The following is a 22,535-nucleotide window of genomic DNA, read 5'->3' as shown; positions in this document are numbered from 1 at the left end:
CGAAGGTTCAAAAGTACGGAAACGCACTCTGGCAAACTTGTCTAAATTACCCGACCATGCGATAGATGGACTGCAAGCTTTGTTAAAAGGTAGCGTAACGATCGCCAGTTTGCCTGACTCTTTTAAAATCACTCGCTCGCGCCCCCACGGCCACGTAGCAGCAGTGTTGGGTAGCCTGAAAAATACTGGTTTACCCAATTTAATTAGTTCCGAAAATAGTCGCAACAGAAGGTTAGTATTGGCGATGATCGTCGCCAGAATTATCGACCCGCGATCGAAACTCGCGAAAGCCAGAGGATTCAACGACGAAACTTGTTTCTCAAGTATTGGCAAAATTTTGGGCATCGAGAGCGCTGATGAAGATGAACTGTTTAAAATCTCATATTTTTTCAACCTTCCATCCAGCCTGCCTCCCAACTTTGTCGGCTCGGATGAATGCAAAAGCGCCCCGCTTGAATAGATCGCCGCTGGGCTTAACTCCGATGAGCGCTCTAGCTTCGGCTGTCGATAAAATCAAGCCCGAGGCGATCGCCTTTTCCAACGCTGGGTAATGTTGCAAAGGGTCGCGAGTTGCTGCAATGTGTCGGGCGATCGCCTCGATGAGTTCAAGAAAGTTTTCTCTGTCTTGATTTGTAGCTGTTATGGTCGCAGGTTCGATCGCTTCTATTTTAGACCTCTTGCAAAAGTCCCCAATAAGGGCAATAGTGAGGCGATCGAGAGGAAAAACTGATGACTTACGAACAAGTGCAAAGCTTAAAGCCAGAAGCCTTCAAGAGATTCTGTGGCGTTGGGTCTACAACTAATGCAGAAATGGTGTCAGTAAAGCGAACAACAGCAACTTCAGAAACCCAAACCCGGTCGTGGGCCTAAACTGAGCTTAGAAGATCAGGTACTACTGGCATTACAATATTGGCGAGAGTACCGTACCTACTTTCACATTGCTCAAAGCTGGAACATCAATGAATCGACTGCGTTCCGGCTCGTGAGACGCGGGCAAGGACACATTGATTCGTTCAGGTCGGTTTAGCTTACCCGGAAAAAAAGCACTGCTGCAACCGGACTCAGTTTTAGAAGTAGTTGTGGTCGATGTGACCGAAAGTCCAGTCGAGCGTCCAAAAAAAAACAACGGCAAGTGTTTTCCGGTAAAAAAAAGTATCATACCTTGAAGTCGCAATTAGTAGTTAATTAACCCTCTTCTGTCACTCTGAGAAAATAAAAATAAGAGCCAAATTTTTAACTGTAAATATAATGAGCATTTGAGCGTTTATTTTCTAACAGAATGGCTGAAATCAAGATTTTTGGTAAAAGTCTTATGCTATAAGCCTTCCAGATTATTTTTTGCCGAAAGTGACAGAAGAGGGTTAAAAGACGGGAGCAATTATCTGCAGAGGTTCGTGGTAAAGGCAGAAGGCATGACGAACGCCTATTCAAGAGCAGTAAAGTTAGGCTAGCTAATACAATTAAGCTTTGGCGTGACAAGGGTTATCAAGGAATTGCCAAACTTCATGCCAATAGTCAGATACCTACTAAAAAGCCCAAAAGCTCTAATTTATCTCAGGTTCAACGCCAGGAAAACGGTACTCTGGCAAGCGAAGGTATTATTATTGAACACGTTAATAGGAGGCTGAAAATTTTTCGGATTCTGTCGGAACGTTACCGAAATCGCCCACACAGATTTGGTTTACGCTTCAACCTGATTGCAGGCATATATAACTATGAACTCAACCTTTCAGAATGATTTTTGCAAGAGGTCTAATGTTTTGGCTTCTGGCCTCCCCCATGCAGTGTGGTCGATCGCCACTAATATATGTTCTGTTGCGGGTACTTGCTGTTCTAATTGCTCAAGGCTACAACTCCATCAGTTGTTTCCGGTCTGGCCTACAGTCTTGTAAGGCTTCGTAAATACGCTTGCCATTGACGATTGAATAGCGGGCTGAGTGAAAATTCTGCTAAACATGACGCATTTCTGGTGGTCATCACTGCATCCATCAGCTCTCTTGTTGCATCCTTGGCTCGTACCAATAACTCGTATGCTGCTTGACGAAACTCCTTTAATCGTTCACGGTTTATTGAGGGAGTGGATAGGTTTTCTTTTTCACCCTTATTCTCTCCCGGTGCGGTGGCTAAAGTTCTGCTGAAAGCCACCCTTCTCTCTTTTTTAGTCTCAACTCCCGTCAAGAAATTAGGTCGCTCCTTGCGGGTGTTTCTTTCGGGAGAGTTCGCGCCCTCAAAGAGAACGTCAACGGTCGCTGGGCTTCTGTCTTATTGTTGAGCCTCATAACTTGTCGCCAGCGACTGTTGCCGTTTTTGAATGCGGTGACGATCGCGATTTAATAGCTGTTTAGTCTAAACTCCAGATTTTCAGTATCTAGAAATTATCCTCAACAAAACGCTGCGCGAGGTGCAACAGTTAAAAGAAAATCAGCGCTTGCGGGAGTCAGAAGCTCGCGCTAGAGAAGAAGCTCAGCATTTACAAAACTATATGCAAGACCTAAAAAAGACCCAAGATCAACTGATTCAGATCGCAAAAATGTCTTCTTTGGGTCAAGTGGTTGCGGGGATTACCCATGGAATCAACAACCCCGTCAATTTTATCTACGGCAATATCAGCCACGTCAGTGATTATATTCAAGACCTAGTGCATCTGCTGCATCTTTATCAGCAGTACACCCCTCCCAGTTCTGAGATTCAAGCTGAAACCGAAGCCATAGATTTGGAATTTATGATAGCAGATTTACCCCAAATTTTGGTTTCGATGAAAGGGGGTGTTAACCGCATTCAGAAGATAGTTTTGTCTTTGCGTAACTTCTCAAGGCTAGATGAAGCTAACATAAAGTCGGTTGACATTCACGAGGGGATAAAAAGCAGCCTGCTGATTTTGCATAATCACTTTCAAGCAAGGGCAGCGCGTCCAGAGATTCAAGGGATCGAGGAGTACAGCAATCTGCCTTTAGTGGAATGCTATGCCGGAGAACTAAACCAGGTTTTTATCAACATCCTTTCTAATGCGATTGATGCTTTAAATGAATACAACAAACAACGCTCAGTAGATCGCATCCTCGCTTGCCCGCTAGCCATTACTATTCGCACTTTTCTGCTATAGGAAAAATCCCGTGTCGTCATTAAAATTCGGGACAATGGGCCGGCAATAACGGCAGAGGTGAAAGACCGAATTTTTGAACCATTTTTTACTACTAAGCCTGTAGGTGAGGGTACGGGTTTGGATCTCTATATAAGCTACCAAATTGTACAGGAGAAGCATGGGGGCGCATTGAACTGTTTTTCAGAGGTGGGGCAGGGAACAGAGTTATGGATTGAAATTCCAATCAGACAAACTAGGGCGGCACTCGACCTTAGCTAATCAATCGACTTCTATCAAACTCAGAGCCTATTCCAGCCATCCGGTTTGCCATTGTACAAATCACCCTTTTCATTACTCCTGAAATAATCTATAATAAAACGTAAAGTAGATAAATATTACTCGTCGGATAATTTAATGAAATCCAGGAGTTCAAAAAATGTCGCCTACGACCGAAATAGCTCAAAATCTGCCAGCTAAAATATTATTTGTGGATGACGAGCCAGATTTAGAATCTTTAATTTGCCAGAAATTTAGACAAAAGATCCGCACCGGAGAATACCAAGTTTTTTTTGCACACAATGGCGTAGAAGCGCTTTCAACGTTGCAAGAGCAGCCTGATATAGATATTATACTGACAGACATTAATATGCCAGTCATGGATGGCATGGCTTTGCTCGCGAAACTTAACGAGCTAGTTACTATGGTCAAAACAATAGTTATATCTGCCTATGGCGACTTGGGGAATATCAGAAAGGCAATGAACGGCGGGGCATTTGACTTTTTAATTAAGCCTCTAAATTTTCAGGATTTAGAAATTACAATTAACAAAACTTTATGCCATGTGCAACAGCTAAAGGAAAACGAGCGCTCCCGCCAAGAAAGAGAGGATAAATTGCGGCAATCGGAAGCGCGAGAGCGAGAAAAAGCCATCCAACTAGAACTGGCATTGCAAAATTTACAGCGCACCCAGTCTCAGCTTATTCAGACTGAGAAAATGTCGATCTTAGGACAACTAATTGCAGGTATTGCCCACGAAATTAATAATCCCGTTAACTTCATCTATGGCAACTTAACTTATGTCAATGATTACACTCATCAGCTATTGAGTTTAATCACGCTTTACCAGCAGCACGATGCCCATAAATACCCTGAAATCGATGCTTTAATTGAGCAAATAGAGCTGGAATATATCCAAGAGGATATGCCTAAAATGTTGTCTTCGATGAAATTGGGGGCAGAACGTATCCGTCAGATTGTGCTGACGTTGCGGAACTTCTCGCGCCTAGACGAAGCTGAGATGAAACCCGTTAATATTCACGAGGGAATCGATAGCACTCTAGTGCTTTTGCAGAGTCAGCTCAAGGCTAAGCCGAATTCTTCGTCTATTAAAGTTATTAAAGAATACGGAGATTTGCCACAAATAGAATGTTATGCCTGTCAGTTGAATCAGGTATTTATGAACCTCTTGAGCAATGCCATTTATGCCTTGAATCACTATGATAAAAAAGGCAGCCCGGAGCAAATTAAAAACGAGCCTAGGACGATTACGATTGCTACTTCTATGCTGAATCGCGAATGGGTAAGAATCAGTTTTAAAGATAATGGATCGGGGATGACAAGCGATGTAATAAATCGGTTGTTTAATCCTTTCTTCACAACTAAACCTCTGGGTGATGGCACTGGCTTGGGATTATCGATCAGCTATCAGATTGTTGTGGAGAAGCACGGCGGAGATTTGAAGTGTTTTTCGCAGCCAGATCAAGGTGCAGAATTTGTGATTGAGATTCCCATTAACCAGAGCGATCGGCTACAGATGAAGGCGAGTTAAGCGGAATTAAATAAAAATCAGGGTAAACTCTGGTAAAATCTAATATCGCGATCGCACTTCCCCAATTTTTCTGTAATTCCTGAAGTCTCCCAAACACCGAACACCGAACGACCTAGCTGAAGCCGTCAACAGTAGATTTTGAGTGATTTGTCAACTTGTCAGTGTCCCGGACTGGTTAAGGTGAGGCGTGAGGGCGCAAGCACGCCTTCACCATATGCCAGTTGCGTCAGTTTTGAACTAATGACTAATGACTATCTTCCTCCGACGACGACATTTTTAATCCGCAAATGGGGGCCGCCGACGCTTACGGGCAAACCACTCTGGCCGCCTTTACCACAACCGCCGTAGGCATAAACCGAGTCGTTTCCTATAGACTCAATATCCTTTAAAGTCTGAAATACATTGCCACTTAAAGTGACATCGCTCACGGGTTCGGCCAATTTACCGTCGCGTATCATAAACCCTTGAGCCGCCGCAAAGGTAAACATTTCGCCGTTGGTTTGTCCTCCCAACATCCGCACTGCATAAACTCCTTCGTCAATGTCCGCAACCATTTCGTCAAAAGAATGTTCGCCAGACTCGATCGCAGTATTAGTCATCCGCACCAAAGGCATAAAAGTAGCACTCAGAGCCCTGGCATTTCCCGTCGGACTTTCGCCCATTTTGCCCGCAGTCTCGCGATTGTGCATCCGAGCCGCTAAAACTCCATTTTTAATTAAATGCTTGCACTGAGCAGGCACGCCTTCGTCGTCGTATTTCAAAGTTCCCGGCAATCCCGGTACAGTTGCGTCGTCAATTACATTCAATTGTTCGATCGCCACAGGCTTGCCCAAAGTCAACAATTCCTGCATTTTCGGGTTTTCGTAAATACCATCTGCTTCTGACAAATGCCCGAAAGCTTCGTGAATAAACACCCCCGACAAATAAGGGTCTAAAATCACCGGATACTGACCGCCTTTCACCGATTTTGCCTCTAGTTGCCCCACAGCTCGAACGGCAGCACTCTTAACACGATCTTCAATATTTGTCAAGACATCGTAATCCGATCGCGAGTGAATCGACTCAAACCCTTGGCGGACGACACCGCCCTCGCCGCGGGCGATCGCCCCGAAACGCCCGGTCACGTCCAAGCGCTCTTGAGCGATGCAAGTACCTTGAGAATTCACAAAATAAGTAATCCCAAATCTGTCGCTATAACCTGCCATTGTCGTCTGAATTCGCGGGTCGTAATCTAACAGCAACTGATTGTAAGATTCGAGCAATTTCCGCTTTTCGGCTAGAGTAATAGAGCGCGGGTCGCGACCCAACTCCACCGTTACATAATCTTGAATCGGGGTGACATCTGCTAGTAGAGTTTTTTCGCTGCCAACCAAACGAGACTGCACTACAGCTTCTTCAATTCGGTCTTTTAACTCAGCTAAACCGTTAAAAGTTACAAAACTCCAGCCGCCTTTATGACAGGCGCGGATGCCGCCGGCGAGACTAAAACTGCGGTTGACAGCATCTAACTGAGGGCCGCGAAAACTAATCGCAGTTGACTCGCTTTGTTCGAGGCGAACTTCCAGATAATCCACGCGATCGCGGTAAGGTGCGATCGCTTCCATCAACTGTTCTTGCATCAAATTGCCCCTATGAATGATTAGCCGTAGCGCTGAAAAAAATTATTGCTAACCTTATTTTAGCTAATAAATTCCGTCTTTCGGTGGTGCGCTCCCTCACCGCTGTCGTGGGGGAGGATGGCGCGCCCTACCCGATAAATGACGAGTCAACCAATTTTAGATTTTAGATTTTAGATTGATCCCGTCCTGAGACTGCGAAGGAATGAATCCGGGGGCTTTTTAGGAAGGATGCAAAGCTTTTTAAAGTCTCCGTCCTGAGTTTGCGAAGGAATGAATCCGGGGGCTTATGACCACATTACTTTCGGTCAGTCGATTTGAGATTTAAAACTTTGTCCACAGAATAGATGATTAGAGGCAAGCCGATCGCCCATGTTCGGCGGGCGTCCTAGAAGACCCAAAACTCGTGCTAGCTTGCGAAAAGCCCGGTATCCCCGAAAGCTTGCCTTTGTTTAGAGAAATCAAACTAAACTAAATCTATCTAAAGACGTAAAAGAATACCTTAACCCCCGGCAGATGGAATACTTTAAGGTTAAAAAATTTCAAATTTCACCGTACTTAGCAGCTATTTCGGCATCAATAGCAATTTTCGTCGGAGTTGGCATTTTAGAGCGATCGGAACAGCGACGGTTTTTGCAGTACAACCGCGCTAGCACCCTCGATCGCCTCAGCACAGTCCGTTCTAAGCTCGAAGGCGCTTTGAATTCCCGCGTGTTTTTGACGCGGGGTTTGGGGGCTTACCTTTCCAACAACCCAAACATCACTGAAGCCGAGTTTACAGCGACGGCGAGAATTCTGGTGGCACAGCAACCGGGCATCCGCGCCATAACTTTAGTTAAAGGCACGACGGTCGCTTACATTTATCCACGGGAGGGAAATGAAGCGCTGATCGGGGTTGACTTGACGGCGCTACCCGCACAGCGGCAAATGGTCAAAGAGGTTATCTACACCAGAAAAACTTTGCTAGCCGGGCCCGTGAAATTATTGGAGGGGGACGAGACGTTTATCAGCCGATCGCCGATTTTTCTCACACCTTCGGGCGCCGAGCCTGAAACAGGAGTTTACTGGGGCTTGACAGGTTTGATCATCGACAAAAATTCCCTGATTGAAGAAGCAGGACTCAACGACTCCTCAGCGAAGCTGCTATACGCTCTGCGGGGCAAAGACGGGAAGGGAGCAGCCGGCCCTGTGTTTTTCGGTGACGGGTCAATTTTTCAGCACAATCCCGTGCTGCTGGAAGTGACTTTGCCGCAGGGTTCCTGGCAGTTGGCAGCAATTCCGGCGGGAGGATGGCCTGCGAATTCGCCGTTTCGGGGGTGGCTGATCTTTGGAGGCGGCTGGCTGGCTGTTTTCAGCGGGGTCGTGGCGTTTAGCTGGGTGTATGGCCCTGTGAAGCTGCAGGCAAGCGAAGCTAAGTACCGACAATTGGTTGAGAATGCTAACAGCATGATTGTGCAGTTAGACAGTGAAGGCAAAATTACTTTTTTTAACGAGTTTGCTGAAACTTTTTTCGGGTATTCAGAAGCAGAAATCATCGGCAAAAGTGCGATCGGCACCATTATACCGAAAACAGATTTATTAGAAAGTGACCTGGCGGCAATGATTCGAGACTCTTTGCCACAGCCGGAAAAATACTTCCAAAACGAAAACGAAAACATCCGCAGCAATGGAGAAAGGGTGTGGATAGCGTGGACAAATAAACCTTTACTAGATGCCAAGGGAAATGTGGCAGGACTGCTTTGTATCGGGACGGATATTAGCGATCGCAAACAAGCTGAAATCGCCCTCCAAGCTTCTGAATCGGAACTTCGAGCTTTGTTCGCTGCCATGAACGACGTAATTTTTGTGATTGATATTGAGGGACGTTATCTGAAAATTGCGCCTACAAATCCCGACCTTTTATACAAACCGTCGGCGGAACTTATAGACAAAACTCTGCACGATATCCTGCCACAAGAAACAGCAGATTTTTTCCTCAGTCAAATTCAACTTACCGCCGACAAAAAACAGACCCATTCCCTAGAATACAGCCTGCAAATAGACCACCAACAAGTTTGGTTTGTCGCTAACATTTCTCCAATGCAGGAAAACACTTTTATTTGGATAGCCCGCGACATTACGGAGCGCAAGCAAGCTGAAAGTTGGTTGACCGGTCAAAAACAAATTTTAGAAATGATTGCTAAGGGCACAAATCTTGGCGCTACTTTAAATACTTTAGTTGAAATTATCGAACAACAATCTAGAGATGTCATGGGTTCAATATTGCTTCTCGCTCCAGACGGCAAACATTTGCTGCACGGAGCAGCGCCCAGTTTGCCCGACAGTTACAATGCTGCTATTCATGGTATAGCTATCGGCCCGGATGTCGGTTCCTGTGGCACTGCTGTCTTTAGCCGCCAACAGGTGATCGTTACAGATATTGCCAGCGATCCTTTGTGGAAAAATTTTCGAGATTTAGCCTTGAGTTTTGGGCTGAGAGCTTGCTTGTCTACTCCTATTTTTTCATCTCAGGGTCAGGTTTTGGGAACTTTTGGAATGTATTATTCCCAACCGCGCCACCCCCATCTTTTTGAGTTGCAATTGATAGAGGCGATCGTAAACTTAGCAGGAATTGCGATCGAACGCAAACAGGCAGAAGAAAGTCTCCAACTACTCAATCAAGAACTAGAAAATAGAGTCAAAGAGAGAACTGAGCAATTGATGCAAACTGAAGAACGCTGGCAGTTAGCACTCAAAGGCAACAATGACGGCATTTGGGACTGGAACTTGCAAACAGGGGAACTATTCCTGTCCGATCGATTTAAAGAAATCACTGGATACGAACACGGCTCAATTCTCGAGGACTTTGACCAATGGAACAAGGACACGCATCCCGACGATTTAGCCTTAGCAATGCAAGCTCTCCAAGACCATTTAAACAAGAAAACGCCCCATTACATCATCGAATACCGCTGGTGGTGTTACAACAGCGGCTACAAATGGATATTGAGCCGGGGACAAGCTTTGTGGGACGCATCTGGAAAACCAGTCCGCATGGTTGGTTCAATTACTGACATCACGGAACCCAAAAAAGCAGAGCAAGCACTACGGGAAAGTGAGGCAAGATACCAAAAGCTGTCTGCTAACTTGCCGGGAATCATTTATCAATTTTTGTTGGGTGCAGATGGCTCTTCTAGTTTTCCTTACATAAGTCCTGCTTGCCGAGAACTTTTGGAGTTAGAACCAGAAGATGTTCTGCAAAATGCGGCTTTGGTAAGAAACTTAATTCATCCCGACGACCTCCAAAATCATGACGAATCTGTTGCTATTTCTGCCCAGACTTTGCAACCTTGGCAGTGGGAAGGACGGATGGTGCTACCTTCAGGCCAGATTCGCTGGTTGCAGATAATGTCGCGTCCTGAAGCTAAAGAAAACGGCGCTTTTCTTTGGGACGGCATCGCCGTTGATGTTACAGATCGCAAACAAGCTGAGTTAGCTTTGCAAGAAAGCCAGCAGTTCATTCAAAAAATAGCCGATGGTACTCCCGGTATTTTGTATCTCTACGACTTGGAAGAACAGCGAAATATCTACGCTAATACTTCACTTTTCGTACTTTTGGGCTATACATCTGACGACATTAAAGCGATGGATTCGTCACTGATGCCTCAGTTAATACACCCCGAAGATTTGCCGAAAATTATAAAACATCACGCGAGCTTTGTAGGAGTTGAAGATGGCGAAATTAGAGAAATTGAGTACCGGATGCGGGCAATAAAGGGTGAATTTTTGTGGTTGCAAAGTCGGGATAGTGTTTTTAGCAGGAATGCTGACGGTCAGGCTAAGGTAATAATTGGATTTTGCCAGGATATTACGACTCGCAAGCGAGCAGAAGAAGCACTACAGCAAAGCGAGGGACGAGAAAGAGAAAAAGCTCAAGATTTAGAGTCAGCGCTGCGGGAATTACGCTCTACTCAAACTCAGCTCATCCAAACTGAAAAAATGTCTTCTTTAGGGCAATTAGTTGCAGGCATCGCTCACGAAATTAATAATCCCATTAACTTCATTCACGCTAACATTGATTATCTCAACCAGTATACAAAACAGTTGCTGGATCTGGTGACTCTTTACGAACAGGAGTATCCCGAACCCAATTCAAAAATTGTCGATCGCATTCAAGAGATTGATTTGGAATTCATGGCAGAGGATTTAATAAAACTTGTGGGTTCAATGCAGGTAGGAACAGAGCGCATCCGGCAAATTGTGTTGTCTCTCAGAAATTTCTCCCGGCTCGATGAATCCGCAATGAAGCCAGTAGATATTCACGTGGGAATTGAAAGCACTTTGTTAATTTTGCAGCATCGCTTGAAGAGTCGGGACAGCCGCCCGGAAATTGAAGTAATTAAGAAGTTTGGAAAACTGCCACTGGTGGAGTGCTATGCGAGCCAACTGAATCAGGTGTTTATGAATATTATTGCTAATGGAATTGATGCCATTGAAGAACGATATCACCAGTTATCGGTTCCACAATCAGAGACAAAGAGTGGACGGATTGCTATTTCCACGGGTGTAACCACTCAGAAAACTCTTATCGTAGAAATTTCGGACAACGGTATGGGCATTCGCGATGAGATAGTCGATCGAATTTTTAACCCCTTTTTTACTACGAAAGCTGTGGGAAAAGGTACGGGGCTGGGAATGTCTATCGCCCACTCGATTGTGGTGGAAAAGCACAAGGGTAAGATTGACTGTATTTCATCTATAGGATGCGGAACGACTTTTAAGATTGAGATTCCCCTCGACTAAGTACATGAATAGTAGGGTGCGTTAGTAGATTTTAGATTTTAGATTTTAGATTTTAGAATTCAATCCACAGTGGTACAGGGCGTCAGTCGATTTTAGATTTTCAGGCGCGGGCGTCGAGTCATAAGCTGAGGCACCCTACAAGTATTAGCAGTTCCTGATTTTCAGGCGTGGTCTTTGGGGTCATAAGGTGACGGACCCTACAAGTTAACGACTAAAATAGATTGAAGCTGCTAAGGAAGCGGTGCTGCATCAAACCTTTAAGTGTATAAAAATTGACATGATGGGATTAATCCTGGAAGCGCTGCAAGCAATGGGACACAATGTCCGTTGGATGTCTTGGAATTTGTTTTTGAGTTTAGTACCGCTGGGCCTGAGTTTTTGGCTGTTCCGCAAACCTCGATCGCGCTGGCTGCTGTGGGGTACGGGCATTCTCCTGGGCGCTACTTTTTTGCCCAGTACGCGCCATGTTTTTAACTATCTGAAGCACATTGTGCAAGATGTAGGAAAAACTTACCTTTTGGGCGCGATCGTTATTACACTGGCACTCATGGCTGTAGAGATCTGGGTACTGCGGCAGCGCGGAGTTCGCTCTCTCCGCTGGTGGGGCGGTTTTTTCTGGTTTATCGCATTTTTGCCTAATGCGCCCTACGTTTTAACTGATATCATTCACCTGATCCGTCAGATTAAAGAGGGGAACTCGGTGTGGATTGTGACTCTAGCTTTGATCCCGCAGTATCTGGCATTTATGCTGGTCGGGTTTGGAGCTTACGTGCTGTCCGTGATGAATTTGGGTTACTATTTAAAGCAACAGGGTTGGAGTAAATTTATCCTGGCAACGGAGATAACTATACACGCACTTTCGGCGATCGGCATTTACTTAGGGCGATTTATCCGCTTCAACACTTGGGACATTCTTACTAACCCCGATGCGCTAGTTAACACAGTAATGAACGATTTGATAGGCAAGCGTCCGGTCTTAGTCATGGCGGTAACTTTTGTAGTAATTGCTGTTTTGTATTGGCTAATGAAACAAGTAATTTTAGGAATTAGCCAACGATTTTACAGCAGTAAATTGCAGTCGGACTTGGCCGGTGATAGCGCAACTTCTTCCAGCTAGAGCAATTTGAGATTTGAGATTAAATAATTGATTCAACAGATGAATCTAAAAGCTTGAAGTAAGTTCCTAAGCTTTTTCTGTCCACCAGTTAACTCGGAAAACAAGTTTCCGTCTGTGGGTGAGACAAAATTTTCGCGAAACTCCGAAATAAGTTACTGCTGCATTTTGTCACCAGGCTTGATATGTTAGAACAGTCAAAGTAGTTTTGTAAACAGCAAAGATGAATCGATTTGACCGTCAGTTGTGGCAGAGATTTATTGCGATCGCTCAACCTTACTTTTATCCTTTAGAGCCGGGAGGTGGCAGAATCTTTTTAGGATTAGTAGTGCTGTTGTTGATATTTCTGTTCGCTGCGATGTTTGTGGCTGTCAGTGTTATTAGTTTGGTTGCTCAAGTCTTTTTTCCAGAGGCTTTTAACGGGGTTGCGGCTGGCTTAGCTACTTTAATTAAAGAAATTATCTACTCACCGACAATTGCGATCGTTGGTTTAATGCTAATCCTCCCGCTGGCTGCTTTTGTCTTTTTTAGAAGCAAGTTGATACCGCGCTGGAAGCAGTGGATAATGTTAGCTCTGCTGCTATTTTTGTCGCTGTCTGTTAGCGGAATTAACGTAGTCATTAGCTATATTAGTAATTTTTTCACTACAGCGCTGGCTGAAAAAGATCAAATTACTTTTTGGCGGTTTATGTGGGTTTATGCTGGAGTTTTTATTATCGGTACCCCGATAGTTGTTATTTACGGGTATACCCAAGATAAACTGGGATTGTACTGGCGAGAGTGGATGACTGATAGTTTCCTAGGTAGTTATTTGCAAAACCGCGCTTATTACGAAATCAATTCTCAGAAGGAAATCGACAATCCCGATCAGCGGATTGCGGAAGATATCAAATCTTTCACTAGCACAAGTTTAGAGTTTTTGCTGCTTATCTTGGGAGCAGTTATCGATATTATTTCTTTTACAGGCATTCTCTGGTCTATTTCCAAAGCTCTTTCGCTCGGACTAATTATTTATGCTGTCTTTGGCACGACAGTCATGGTAATTTTTGGCAAAAGGTTGATATTTTTGTACTTCAATCAGCTCTCCAAAGAGGCTGACTTTCGCTATGGATTGGTTCACATTCGGGACAATGCAGAATCTATTGCTTTTTACCGGGGAGAAGCACAAGAATCTCTTCAGGTAAAAGACCGCTTTTTACAAGCTGTTCGGAACTTTAATTTGCTAATTGGTTGGCAGCGAAATCTGGGATATTTTAGAGTTGGCTATAGATATGCAACTTATATTATCCCTTCTTTATTCCTGGCTTCTATCTACTTTTCAGGTGAGATCCGATACGGTGATATTACTCAAGCTGAATTTGCTTTTCGTCAGGTTTCCGATGCCTTTTCTTTGGTTGTATATAGGATTGAAAGCTTGAGTTTGTTTGCAGCGGGAATTAATCGTTTAGCCACGTTTAATGACTCAATAAAAGATAAAAAAACTGGTGTACAACTAGACTCCAGAACAATCGATACAGTTATAAGTTCGCAATTGACGCTGGAACACGTTACTTTAGATACTCCCAAGCATCAAAAGACTTTGATTAGCGATTTGTCGGTAGCAGTGCAGCCCGGTGAAGGACTGTTAATTGTCGGCCAAAGCGGTGCTGGGAAGAGTTCTTTGCTGCGGGCAATTGCGGGTTTGTGGGAATCGGGAACTGGCCGTTTGGCGCGGCCGGAATTGGGGGAAATGCTGTTTTTGCCGCAGCGTCCTTATATGATTTTGGGTAGTTTGCGATCGCAACTTCTGTATCCCAACACCAGCAGCGAGGTTGATGAGGAAAAATTGCGTCGCGTTTTGACATCAGTAAACTTAGCAGATTTGCCGGAAAGATTGGGCGGCTTTGATGCGGATTTAGATTGGGGTGAGATTTTGTCGCTGGGAGAACAGCAGCGTTTAGCTTTTGCTAGATTGTTATTGACGGAACCGCGATATGCTATTTTGGATGAGGCGACAAGTGCTTTGGATTTGAAGAACGAGCAACATTTATACGAGCAGTTGCAAGCCACTAAAACTACTTTTGTGAGTGTCGGTCACAGAATGAGTTTGTTGCAATATCACCAGCAGGTTTTGGAACTTTTGGGCGATGGGGATTGGCGACTGGTTTCGACGGAAGAATACCACGCTAGTACGAAGGTTTTTAGCTGATACAGCACTGCTTTCAGGGATTGTACATTTACCCGGTTGTGGGTGCGCGGTGGGTGGAGGCGGGGTTGAAGATTTATACTTGGGTTCTACAGAGGAATCGCCGCGGCTCCACCAACCCTATAATAGGTTTTACTAAAGTTGTATTCTTTTTTTGAAGTGGTATCACGATCGATAATTGGTATAAATATCTAAAACTGCCCAAACAAAAAGCAAGCTGAACTTTGGCGGATTCGATTTAATTGCTCGCCCGCGAGAACTCACAGAATATAATGGAAGATAGATTTTTAGTATAGGCGAGATTCTTACCTTGACTACTCCGATTCCTCAAAGCTTTGTGCAAACGATCGCTAAGGAGCGCGGCGTCACAGATGCCGAGTTAGAAACAGTCTTTATGGCTCTCGACGGTCAATCTACGGCGACAATTGCAACCAAGCTTGGCATTAGCGACATCGCGGTTCGCAAAAGACTCGGCGAAGTTTACAAAAAGTTTCATATCGGGGGGAACGGCCCTGGAAAGCTTTCGGAATTGAGGCATCAGTTGCTGTTTTCATACCACACCGATCAGGGAACGAGCGATTTTAGTCGAGGAAAAGGCTCTCTATTGAAGATGGCGATTGGACACCGACAGGAAGATTGGGGCCAAGCACCGGATGTTTCGGTTTTTTACGGACGGACTGAAGAATTAACTACTTTAAAGCACTGGATTGTATCAGATAATTGTCGCCTGGTAGCGCTGCTGGGTTTGGGTGGTAGCGGCAAAACAACTCTGTCAGTGCAGTTGGCAAAACAGGTACAGAATGAGTTTGATTTTGTGATTTGGCGATCGCTGCGATCGACACCAGCACCATCCGACTTCCTAGGAAGCTTAATTCAACTTTTTTCTAATCAACAAAAACCCGATGTGCCGTTAGCCGATCCCTCGAAGAGGATCGACCTCAACAGCAAAATTTCGCGATTGGTCGAGTATCTGCGGAAACACCGCTGTCTGGTAATTTTAGACGATTTTGAAGCGGTTCTCAGACCCGAAGAATTAGCGGGACACTACCGGGAAGGCTACGAAGGATATCGAGATTTAATCGTGCGGCTGTGTGAGGTCAATCACAATAGCTGTTTACTGCTAGTTAGTTCGGAAGAACCTACGGAACTGGCTTTGCTGGCGGGAGAAAAAGTGCGGTCTTTAAAACCTGCTATTTCCGAGGAAATAGCCCGGGAAATTTTCCAAGAAAAAGGTTTGTTGCCTCAAGATCGAGAGTTGGAAATCTTGTTATCTCGGTACGGAGGCAATCTATTAGCATTAAAGATTGTAGCGACAACAATTAACGAATTTTTTGAGGGGAATGTTTTAAAGCTTTTGGAAGCAACGGCTTTATTTATTGAAGAACATATCAGCAATTTGCTGGCGCAGCAGTTCGATCGAATATCGAGTTCAGAACAAGATATTGCCTACTGGATTGCTATTGCTCAAACCCCGATTTCCCTGCCAACTTTACGAGAGCAGATGTTCGTCTATTCATCGTTTTCAGATTTGCTAAAAAATCTCGATTCTCTGGGTCGTCGCTCGCTGATTGACAAAATCAGTGAGGGCGGGGAAACTTTTTTTATGCTTCAGCCTTTGATCGTGCAATATGTGACCGACAGATTAGTGGACCAGATTCGAGTAGAGGTTTTGGAGACAGTTAAGACGCAAGGAAGAGAAAGAATGCGGCTGTTGAAAACTCACAACTTGAGCATCAAAATTGCTAAACGGAAAGGCGATAAAAGCGAACCAAGTAGCTCTATTTTAGCATTAGTAAAAAATCGGTTGCAAGTTTTGTTCGTGAAGACGACAGGCTCTGAAGAACCGCTAAATATCTTGAATAAAGTTGTCTCGGATCTGGAGGATGAATCGATTCTTGAGGTGGGATATGCTAGGCAGAATCTGGCACAGATTATTTCAGAAATTCAGCGATAAGAAAAAAGCGATCGCCCTTTGACAAAAGCGATCGCCCAGTTTTCAACAAAAACAGAATTCGATAAAATTATTTGACAATGCCAAAAACCGATGCAGATTCAGACCGTGTAATTTTGTCCAAAGCAGGCGATTTTTGAGCTTGGGCAATCTTGGGAACCAAAAGTTGATTCGCATAAATCCGAGGATTTTGTTGAGCGATTTGGATGTAAGATTGGCGGACTTCTGCGTTGACTGCGACAGTCTTGGCATCGTAGACTTGCATCGCCATGTTGGGATAAAAACCAATGCCGACAATCGGTATCAAAAAGCAAAATGCGATCGCCACTTCCCGAGGTTTAGCATCAATAAACGGTGCATCACCCGGCAAAACACAACTATTACCGAAACAAACCGCTTCATCCAGATTGTTTCTCTGATTCTGCAAATTTAGATCCTCAAGGTCGCAAGCTGCTAGTGTCCCACAGTTGTAAAATAACTGTCGCAGCATCGAGAGCAAATAAATCGGCGTCAAAATCAGTCCTACTGCCGCCAGGAACACTGTCACCGCGCGGAAAGAACCGCTGTACATATCGCTAGTTGCGACGCCCACAAACACGGACAATTCGCTAGCAAAACCGCTCATTCCGGGGAGTGCCAAGGATGCCATCGCGCCTACAGTAAACAAAGCAAACACTTTCGGCATGACTTTTCCAATCTCGCCCATCTCGTCCATGATCATTGTATGGGTGCGATCGTAAGTAACGCCAGCCAGGAAGAACAATACTGAGGCGATTAAACCGTGGGAAATCATTTGCAACAGCGCCCCGTTGATTCCCAAATCCGTGAAGGAAGCAATACCCAACAACACGAATCCCATGTGAGAAATCGACGAATTCGCTAGGCGGCGCTTCATGTTCGATTGACCGAAGGAATTCAGCGCGCCGTAGATAATGTTGACCACGCCGAGCACCGCCATAATCGGTGCAAAGTAAACGTGTGCTTGGGGAAGAAGTTCCAAATTCAGCCGAATCAGTCCGTATCCGCCCATTTTCAGCAATACGCCGGCCAGAATCATCGACACGGGAGAAGATGCTTCACCGTGGGCATCAGGTAGCCAAGTGTGGAAGGGGAAAATCGCCAGTTTCACACCGAAGGCAATTAACAATCCCGCATAAAGCAGTAATTCTAAACCTAGTGGGTAGTCCTTCAAGCCAAGTTCTACCATGTCGAAGGTGGGGGTGCCTCCGCCGTAGAATGCCATTGCTAAGGCAGCTATCAAAATAAAGATGGAAGCGCCTGCGGTATAAATCAAGAATTTGGTAGCTGCGTAGCGGCGGTTTTGTCCGCCCCAAATCGAGATCAGGAGGTACACCGGAATTAGTTCTAATTCCCAGACAATGAACAGCAGCATGATGTCTTGGGCGACGAAAACTCCTATTTGTGCCGAGTACATCACCAGCATCAGGAAGTAGAAGAGTCGTGGCTTGCGATCGACTTCCCATGCAGCAAAAATAGATAGCGTCGTCACCAATCCCGCCAACAGTACCAGCGGAACTGAAAGTCCGTCAACGGAAACAGACCAGTTGAGGCCTAAAGAAGGTATCCAGGAATATTGTTCTACGATTTGGAAACTAGAGATACTCGGATCGTAATGAGTCCAAAACACCCAGCACATTAACACAAAATCTGCAATACCTACGCCTAGCGCATACCAGCGTACTGTTTTGCCGTCTGTATCGGGCAGAAAAGGAATGGCGAGGGAAGCGAGGAGGGGTAGGATGACAATTGCGGTCAGCCAAGGAAATTGATCCGCTATCATGATAGTGAGAATAAATACTTAGTTGGAAGTTACCAAGATTATAATACTAAATTTAATCAAAAATTAAGATTTGTAAATAAATCTTTTTTTTTTAGAGATATGCGGAGTAAATCCGATAAACACAACTTGCTGCAAAAGTCAAGAAGTTTTGCAATTATTTAGTCAGGAGTCATTAGTCGCAGTTTAGCGGTTGACAATTACCGATGACCGATTACTCTGTTGCCATGCAGTGGAAAACTGTGGTAAATATTCAGATCGATCGAGATAAAGTCCAGAGTTGTTCGGCAAAAGCTTCAATTAAAGGGAGATACGCCAATTGCGATCGCCATTTTTCCGGTATTCCCCCCTCCCCGTAAAAAGCCCCCGCCAACTGTCCGTAAACCGCACCAGTAGTATCCGCATCGTCCCCCAAATTCACAGCCAACAAACAGCCTTCCGCAAAAGAAGAACTGTTGTAAAACGCCCAAAGTGCCGCCTCCAAAGACTTGACAACATAACCCGTACCTTTAATTTCAGGAGGTTGTCGCAGTTTAAAAGAACCCGCCGCAATCTCATCAATCTCTGCCACCAGGGGATTGGCTGCCCAATATCCCGAAATCGGACAATATCTTTCCGAAAGCAACACATCTTTAGCAACTCCATTCACAGCCCCCGCAATTAAAGCACCAAAATAACGGCAAGCATCCACACAAGTAGCAGCAGCGTGAGTAGTTCTCGAACTTTGTCCAGATTTTTCTATGACTTCCACAGGATTTGTAGCATAAAACAAAGGTACGGGAGCCAAGCGCATAATCGAACCATTTCCAGCAGTCCCAGCATCGGTAGAACCGCAGTAAGGTTTTCGTGTATCTTCAAACTTCCACAGTGCTTGTTGCACCGTATTGCCAATATCAAAACATTCACCTGTGCTGCTCAAATGTCCGTCTCGCCACCACCGCAAATAAGTTTCTAACTGATGGACTGGATCGAAACCTTGTTTCTCAATAAAACTTTCAGCCAAACAAAGTGCCATCGAAGTATCATCCGTCCACTCGCCCGGTTGCAATCGAAACGAGCCGCCGCCAACCATATCGTTAATAGGCGCAAACGTTCCAGGGCGACAAAACTCTAAAGTTGTTCCGAGAGCATCGCCAACTGCTAAGCCGAGAAGACTGCCGCGATAATGTTCTATTTGCTGCATAACGTAATTGAAAATTAATAATTAGTAAGCGCTAGAGACTTCAAAATTATTTCTATCTGCATCTTATCTGCGTGTATAAAAATCGATGCCCAACTTGTCAAGTTCTATCTTTATCTCTTCTCTTAATTTTCTTTTTCTGTGTCAACAGCGCCTTCGGCGGTTCATTAAAACAAAATCTAGTTCACAATCGATACCAAATTTGTGAACTTCTCTCATTCTCTCTTCTGAACTCTTAATTCTCTTTCTCTGTCCCCTCTGCGCTCTCTGCGGTTCATTAAAACAAAATCTCGTTCACAAACACAATAGAATTGCCCTAGCTGTCGTTAAAAATAAAAAAACAAGACTTTTCCTCCCAAATGCTAAGGCAAAAGACGAGTCAGGCTAATATTGATGTTAACCTGTCCCTACCCGATATCACACTGTCCCATGACACCCGATGCCTCCGCCGCAGCCGCTGCTGCCGCCCCTCAATCAACACCCGAAGTCAGCTTGGATCTGCAAGTCCGACTCAAAACCGAAGATGGACAGCTACTGTTGCTACTCCCCCCCGAAACCAATAACGAACCCGCAACAGCCTCCGCCTCGACTTGGACTGAACTTTGGCAGCAGCTAAAAGTCAGGCTGAATGCAGGAGAACGCTTTTGGCAGCCAAACGCAGAAGTACAATTGATGGGGAGCGATCGACTTTTAGATATCCGCCAACTGCAAGAAATCGCCGATGCCCTCTCCGAAGTAGAACTGCAACTCAAACGAGTCCACACCAGTCGCCGCCAAACCGCCGTTGCTGCTGCTACGGCAGGCTATTGTGTAGAACAGCAGCCTCCGGTTTCTTCCCTGAATAAAGCCACCTCTGAAAAACCGCAATCGCTGGCGGAACCTTTATATTTGCAGATGACAGTGCGATCGGGCGTAGAAATTCGCCATCCGGGCACCGTCGTACTTTTGGGAGACGTAAATCCCGGCGGATCAGTTATCGCTGGAGGCGATATCCTAGTTTGGGGCCGTTTGCGGGGAGTCGTGCACGCCGGTGCCGGTGGCAATACCAAAAGCGTGATTATGACCTTGCAGATGGAACCGATGGTGATTAGGATTGCTAAGTATGTTGCCAGAGGCCCAGAAACCTCACCCGCTCAGTTTTTCCCGGAAGTCGCCTATGTGACGCCTCAAGGAATTCGGATCGGTAGAGCCTCTGATTTTGACAAATCGCAGTTAGTCGGGGGTAATGAGTAATCGATAATTGGTAATTGGTAATTGGTAATTATGAATGAGTAATGAGTAATTGGTAATACAATTTATCTTTAAATCGGCACTGAATAATTTTTGCCTTGGCTAAATCAGTCACTAAGGGAGGATTTAAAATTTAAGTGCAAATTAATAGAGGATTAGTATTACAAGGAGAGTTTTGAGTTAATTCACTGAATAACAGATTGCTGCCCAATTACCCAAGAATAATTGCTAATTATCAATCAACAAGAAAACCAATTACCAATTACTAATTACCAATTACCCATTACTAATTACTAATTCCCAATCACCAATTCCCAATAAATCTAAAATCGCTTATGGCTCGCATTATTGTTGTTACATCAGGGAAAGGCGGGGTAGGAAAAACCACCTCCACAGCCAATCTCGGCATGGCTTTAGCTAAGCGGGGGCGCAACGTTGCCGTAATTGATGCCGATTTCGGTCTCAGAAATTTAGACTTGCTGCTGGGCTTAGAAAATCGGATTGTTTACACGGCATTAGAAGTTCTCGCAGGAGAGTGCCGGTTAGAGCAAGCTTTGGTGAAAGATAAGCGCCAGCCGCGCTTGGTGCTGTTGCCGGCTGCCCAAACTCGGATGAAAGATGCCATCAGCGCCGAGCAAATGAAGCAGCTTGTGGGGATGTTGGGACCAAAATATGACTATATTTTGATCGACTCTCCTGCTGGAATTGAACAAGGTTTTCAAAATGCGATCGCGCCGGCTCAAGAAGGGATAATTGTCACAACTCCCGAAATCGCTGCTGTCCGCGATGCCGATCGAGTCATCGGTCTGCTGGAAGCCAACAATGTCAAGAAAATCAACCTGATCGTCAACCGGATCAGACCCGCAATGGTGCTGGCAAATGATATGATGTCGGTGCAAGACGTACGGGAAATCCTCGCCATTTCGCTGTTAGGCGTCGTTCCCGACGACGAGCGCGTCATCGTTTCCACCAACCGAGGCGAACCATTAGTATTGTCGGAAACGGCCTCTTTAGCTGGAACTGCCTTCGACAATATTGCCCGCCGCTTAGAAGGCGAAAAAGTTGATTTTCTAGATCTCAATCCCCGTCGGGAAAACTTCTTTACTCGCCTCCGCAAGTTCTTAAATACTAAAATTATGTGATGTGCTGCAATATTGGCGATCGATCTTTAACAGCAGCGACCGCATCACAAAAACTAGCCCAAATTTTCCCCCAGTGACACCAGTTCCCAAAAAGAATGAAACTGTAAACCAGCTCCTAACAAGACGGGAATCAGTAATTCCCCAATCGAAAATCGAAAATCGAAAATCGAAAATGGTATGACCTTTTCTATGCCTAACCCTTGACAAACCAGCCTGACCCATGATACACACACTGCTCGAACGACTTTTCCCGCGCACCCCTGACAACAGCCGCGACGAGGTAAAACGGCGCCTCAAACTGGTTCTAGCCCACGACCGCTCAGAACTCAGCCCAGAAATGGTTGAGTCGATGCGCCGAGAAATTCTAGAGGTGGTATCTCGCTACGTGGAAATCGATACCACCGGGTCTGAGTTCTCGCTGGAGAGCGACCAGCGGGCCACAGCACTAATTGCAAATCTCCCGATCCGGCGAGTCAGGCACGAACATCCACCGGAGAAGGTTCCCCAGAATGTGCCCCCGAATCGATCCGAAAATCGACCCGAATATGTACCGGAGTATGTAGTCGAAATTCTCCCCGACACTATAGAGTGATAGGGATTGAGATTTTATTGTCAGGCAAAGAGTTT

General features: G+C 45.2%; 15 protein-coding genes and 2 pseudogenes. 14 read left to right on the top strand and 3 right to left on the bottom strand.

Going from position 1 to position 22,535, the window contains the following annotated elements; translation table 11 throughout:
* Nucleotides 1-37 precede the first annotated feature (37 nt).
* The 7 genes and pseudogenes from QUA23_RS20545 (at nt 38) to QUA23_RS20520 (ending at nt 4,910) form a co-directional block, all read left to right on the top strand.
* Nucleotides 38-460, top strand: coding sequence for a hypothetical protein (locus QUA23_RS20545; protein ID WP_333077851.1), 423 nt, complete (start codon nt 38-40; stop codon nt 458-460).
* 411 nt (nt 461-871) lie between these two features.
* Nucleotides 872-1,027, top strand: a complete 156-nt coding sequence (locus tag QUA23_RS31125) for a helix-turn-helix domain-containing protein (protein ID WP_445243512.1) — start codon at nt 872-874, stop codon at nt 1,025-1,027.
* Nucleotides 996-1,184, top strand: a pseudogene (locus QUA23_RS31120) (IS5/IS1182 family transposase); the annotation flags it as partial. The gene QUA23_RS31125 and the pseudogene QUA23_RS31120, both read left to right, overlap by 32 nt.
* Nucleotides 1,185-1,365: 181 nt before the next feature.
* Nucleotides 1,366-1,738: pseudogene (locus QUA23_RS20535) on the top strand (transposase family protein); the annotation flags it as partial.
* 663 nt (nt 1,739-2,401) lie between these two features.
* A complete protein-coding gene (locus QUA23_RS20530; protein WP_333077848.1) occupies nt 2,402-3,103 on the top strand; it encodes a hypothetical protein in 702 nt (233 codons plus the stop codon).
* An 18-nt stretch (nt 3,104-3,121) separates the two neighbouring features.
* Nucleotides 3,122-3,361, top strand: a complete 240-nt coding sequence (locus tag QUA23_RS20525) for an ATP-binding protein (RefSeq protein ID WP_333077854.1) — start codon at nt 3,122-3,124, stop codon at nt 3,359-3,361.
* Between the two features lie 157 nt (nt 3,362-3,518).
* On the top strand, nt 3,519-4,910 hold the full coding sequence (locus QUA23_RS20520) for an ATP-binding protein (RefSeq protein ID WP_333077847.1): 1,392 nt from the start codon (nt 3,519-3,521) through the stop codon (nt 4,908-4,910).
* 251 nt (nt 4,911-5,161) lie between these two features.
* On the opposite strand, the gene QUA23_RS20515 is transcribed toward QUA23_RS20520, so the two are convergent.
* Nucleotides 5,162-6,529 carry a TldD/PmbA family protein gene (locus QUA23_RS20515; RefSeq protein ID WP_333077846.1) on the bottom strand — a complete coding sequence of 456 codons (1,368 nt, stop codon included), beginning with the start codon at nt 6,527-6,529 and terminating at the stop codon, nt 5,162-5,164.
* A 513-nt stretch (nt 6,530-7,042) separates the two neighbouring features.
* Here QUA23_RS20515 and QUA23_RS20510 point away from each other — a divergent pair.
* The 4 genes from QUA23_RS20510 to QUA23_RS20495 all read left to right on the top strand — a co-directional run bounded on the left by QUA23_RS20510 (nt 7,043) and on the right by QUA23_RS20495 (nt 16,561).
* A complete protein-coding gene (locus QUA23_RS20510) occupies nt 7,043-11,308 on the top strand; it encodes a PAS domain S-box protein (RefSeq protein WP_333077845.1) in 4,266 nt (1,421 codons plus the stop codon).
* Nucleotides 11,309-11,585: 277 nt separating this feature from the next.
* Nucleotides 11,586-12,425: a DUF1361 domain-containing protein gene (locus QUA23_RS20505; protein WP_333077844.1), complete on the top strand. Its 840-nt coding sequence runs from the start codon at nt 11,586-11,588 to the stop codon at nt 12,423-12,425.
* A gap of 220 nt (nt 12,426-12,645) precedes the next feature.
* A complete protein-coding gene (locus tag QUA23_RS20500) occupies nt 12,646-14,610 on the top strand; it encodes an ABC transporter ATP-binding protein/permease (protein WP_333077843.1) in 1,965 nt (654 codons plus the stop codon).
* A 307-nt stretch (nt 14,611-14,917) separates the two neighbouring features.
* Nucleotides 14,918-16,561 (top strand): NB-ARC domain-containing protein, encoded by a 1,644-nt coding sequence (locus QUA23_RS20495; RefSeq protein ID WP_333077842.1) that lies wholly within the window; start codon nt 14,918-14,920, stop codon nt 16,559-16,561.
* 67 nt (nt 16,562-16,628) lie between these two features.
* Here the strand turns inward: QUA23_RS20495 and QUA23_RS20490 are convergent, their stop codons facing one another.
* A complete protein-coding gene (locus tag QUA23_RS20490; protein ID WP_333077841.1) occupies nt 16,629-18,359 on the bottom strand; it encodes an NAD(P)H-quinone oxidoreductase subunit 4 in 1,731 nt (576 codons plus the stop codon).
* Nucleotides 18,360-18,609: 250 nt separating this feature from the next.
* Nucleotides 18,610-19,539 carry an ADP-ribosylglycohydrolase family protein gene (locus QUA23_RS20485; protein WP_333077840.1) on the bottom strand — a complete coding sequence of 310 codons (930 nt, stop codon included), beginning with the start codon at nt 19,537-19,539 and terminating at the stop codon, nt 18,610-18,612.
* Nucleotides 19,540-19,965: 426 nt separating this feature from the next.
* On the opposite strand from QUA23_RS20485, the gene minC reads away from it, so the two are divergent.
* From minC to minE, 3 genes are all read left to right on the top strand, one after another.
* Entirely contained in the window at nt 19,966-20,769 is an 804-nt protein-coding gene (gene minC / locus QUA23_RS20480) for a septum site-determining protein MinC (RefSeq protein ID WP_333077839.1), read from the top strand.
* 332 nt (nt 20,770-21,101) lie between these two features.
* Complete coding sequence (gene minD / locus QUA23_RS20475) at nt 21,102-21,908, top strand: septum site-determining protein MinD (protein ID WP_333041590.1); 807 nt, start codon at nt 21,102-21,104, stop codon at nt 21,906-21,908.
* 220 nt (nt 21,909-22,128) lie between these two features.
* On the top strand, nt 22,129-22,500 hold the full coding sequence (minE, locus tag QUA23_RS20470; RefSeq protein WP_333077837.1) for a cell division topological specificity factor MinE: 372 nt from the start codon (nt 22,129-22,131) through the stop codon (nt 22,498-22,500).
* The last annotated feature ends 35 nt before the right edge of the window (nt 22,501-22,535 follow it).

Source organism: Microcoleus sp. Pol1C5, from assembly GCF_036701115.1.
Lineage (GTDB): Bacteria > Cyanobacteriota > Cyanobacteriia > Cyanobacteriales > Microcoleaceae > Microcoleus.
The sequence above is the reverse complement of the archived record's forward strand: the minus strand, read 5'-3'. Positions and strand labels throughout refer to the sequence as shown.

Coding starts and splice junctions, on each gene's coding strand:
- QUA23_RS20520 (WP_333077847.1), top strand. CDS start 3,519: ATGTCGCCTACGACCGAAATAGCTCAAAATCTGCCAGCTAAAATATTA.
- QUA23_RS20515 (WP_333077846.1), bottom strand. CDS start 6,529: ATGCAAGAACAGTTGATGGAAGCGATCGCACCTTACCGCGATCGCGTG.
- QUA23_RS20510 (WP_333077845.1), top strand. CDS start 7,043: ATGGAATACTTTAAGGTTAAAAAATTTCAAATTTCACCGTACTTAGCA.
- QUA23_RS20505 (WP_333077844.1), top strand. CDS start 11,586: ATGATGGGATTAATCCTGGAAGCGCTGCAAGCAATGGGACACAATGTC.
- QUA23_RS20500 (WP_333077843.1), top strand. CDS start 12,646: ATGAATCGATTTGACCGTCAGTTGTGGCAGAGATTTATTGCGATCGCT.
- QUA23_RS20490 (WP_333077841.1), bottom strand. CDS start 18,359: ATGATAGCGGATCAATTTCCTTGGCTGACCGCAATTGTCATCCTACCC.
- QUA23_RS20485 (WP_333077840.1), bottom strand. CDS start 19,539: ATGCAGCAAATAGAACATTATCGCGGCAGTCTTCTCGGCTTAGCAGTT.
- minC (WP_333077839.1), top strand. CDS start 19,966: ATGACACCCGATGCCTCCGCCGCAGCCGCTGCTGCCGCCCCTCAATCA.
- minD (WP_333041590.1), top strand. CDS start 21,102: ATGGCTCGCATTATTGTTGTTACATCAGGGAAAGGCGGGGTAGGAAAA.
- minE (WP_333077837.1), top strand. CDS start 22,129: ATGATACACACACTGCTCGAACGACTTTTCCCGCGCACCCCTGACAAC.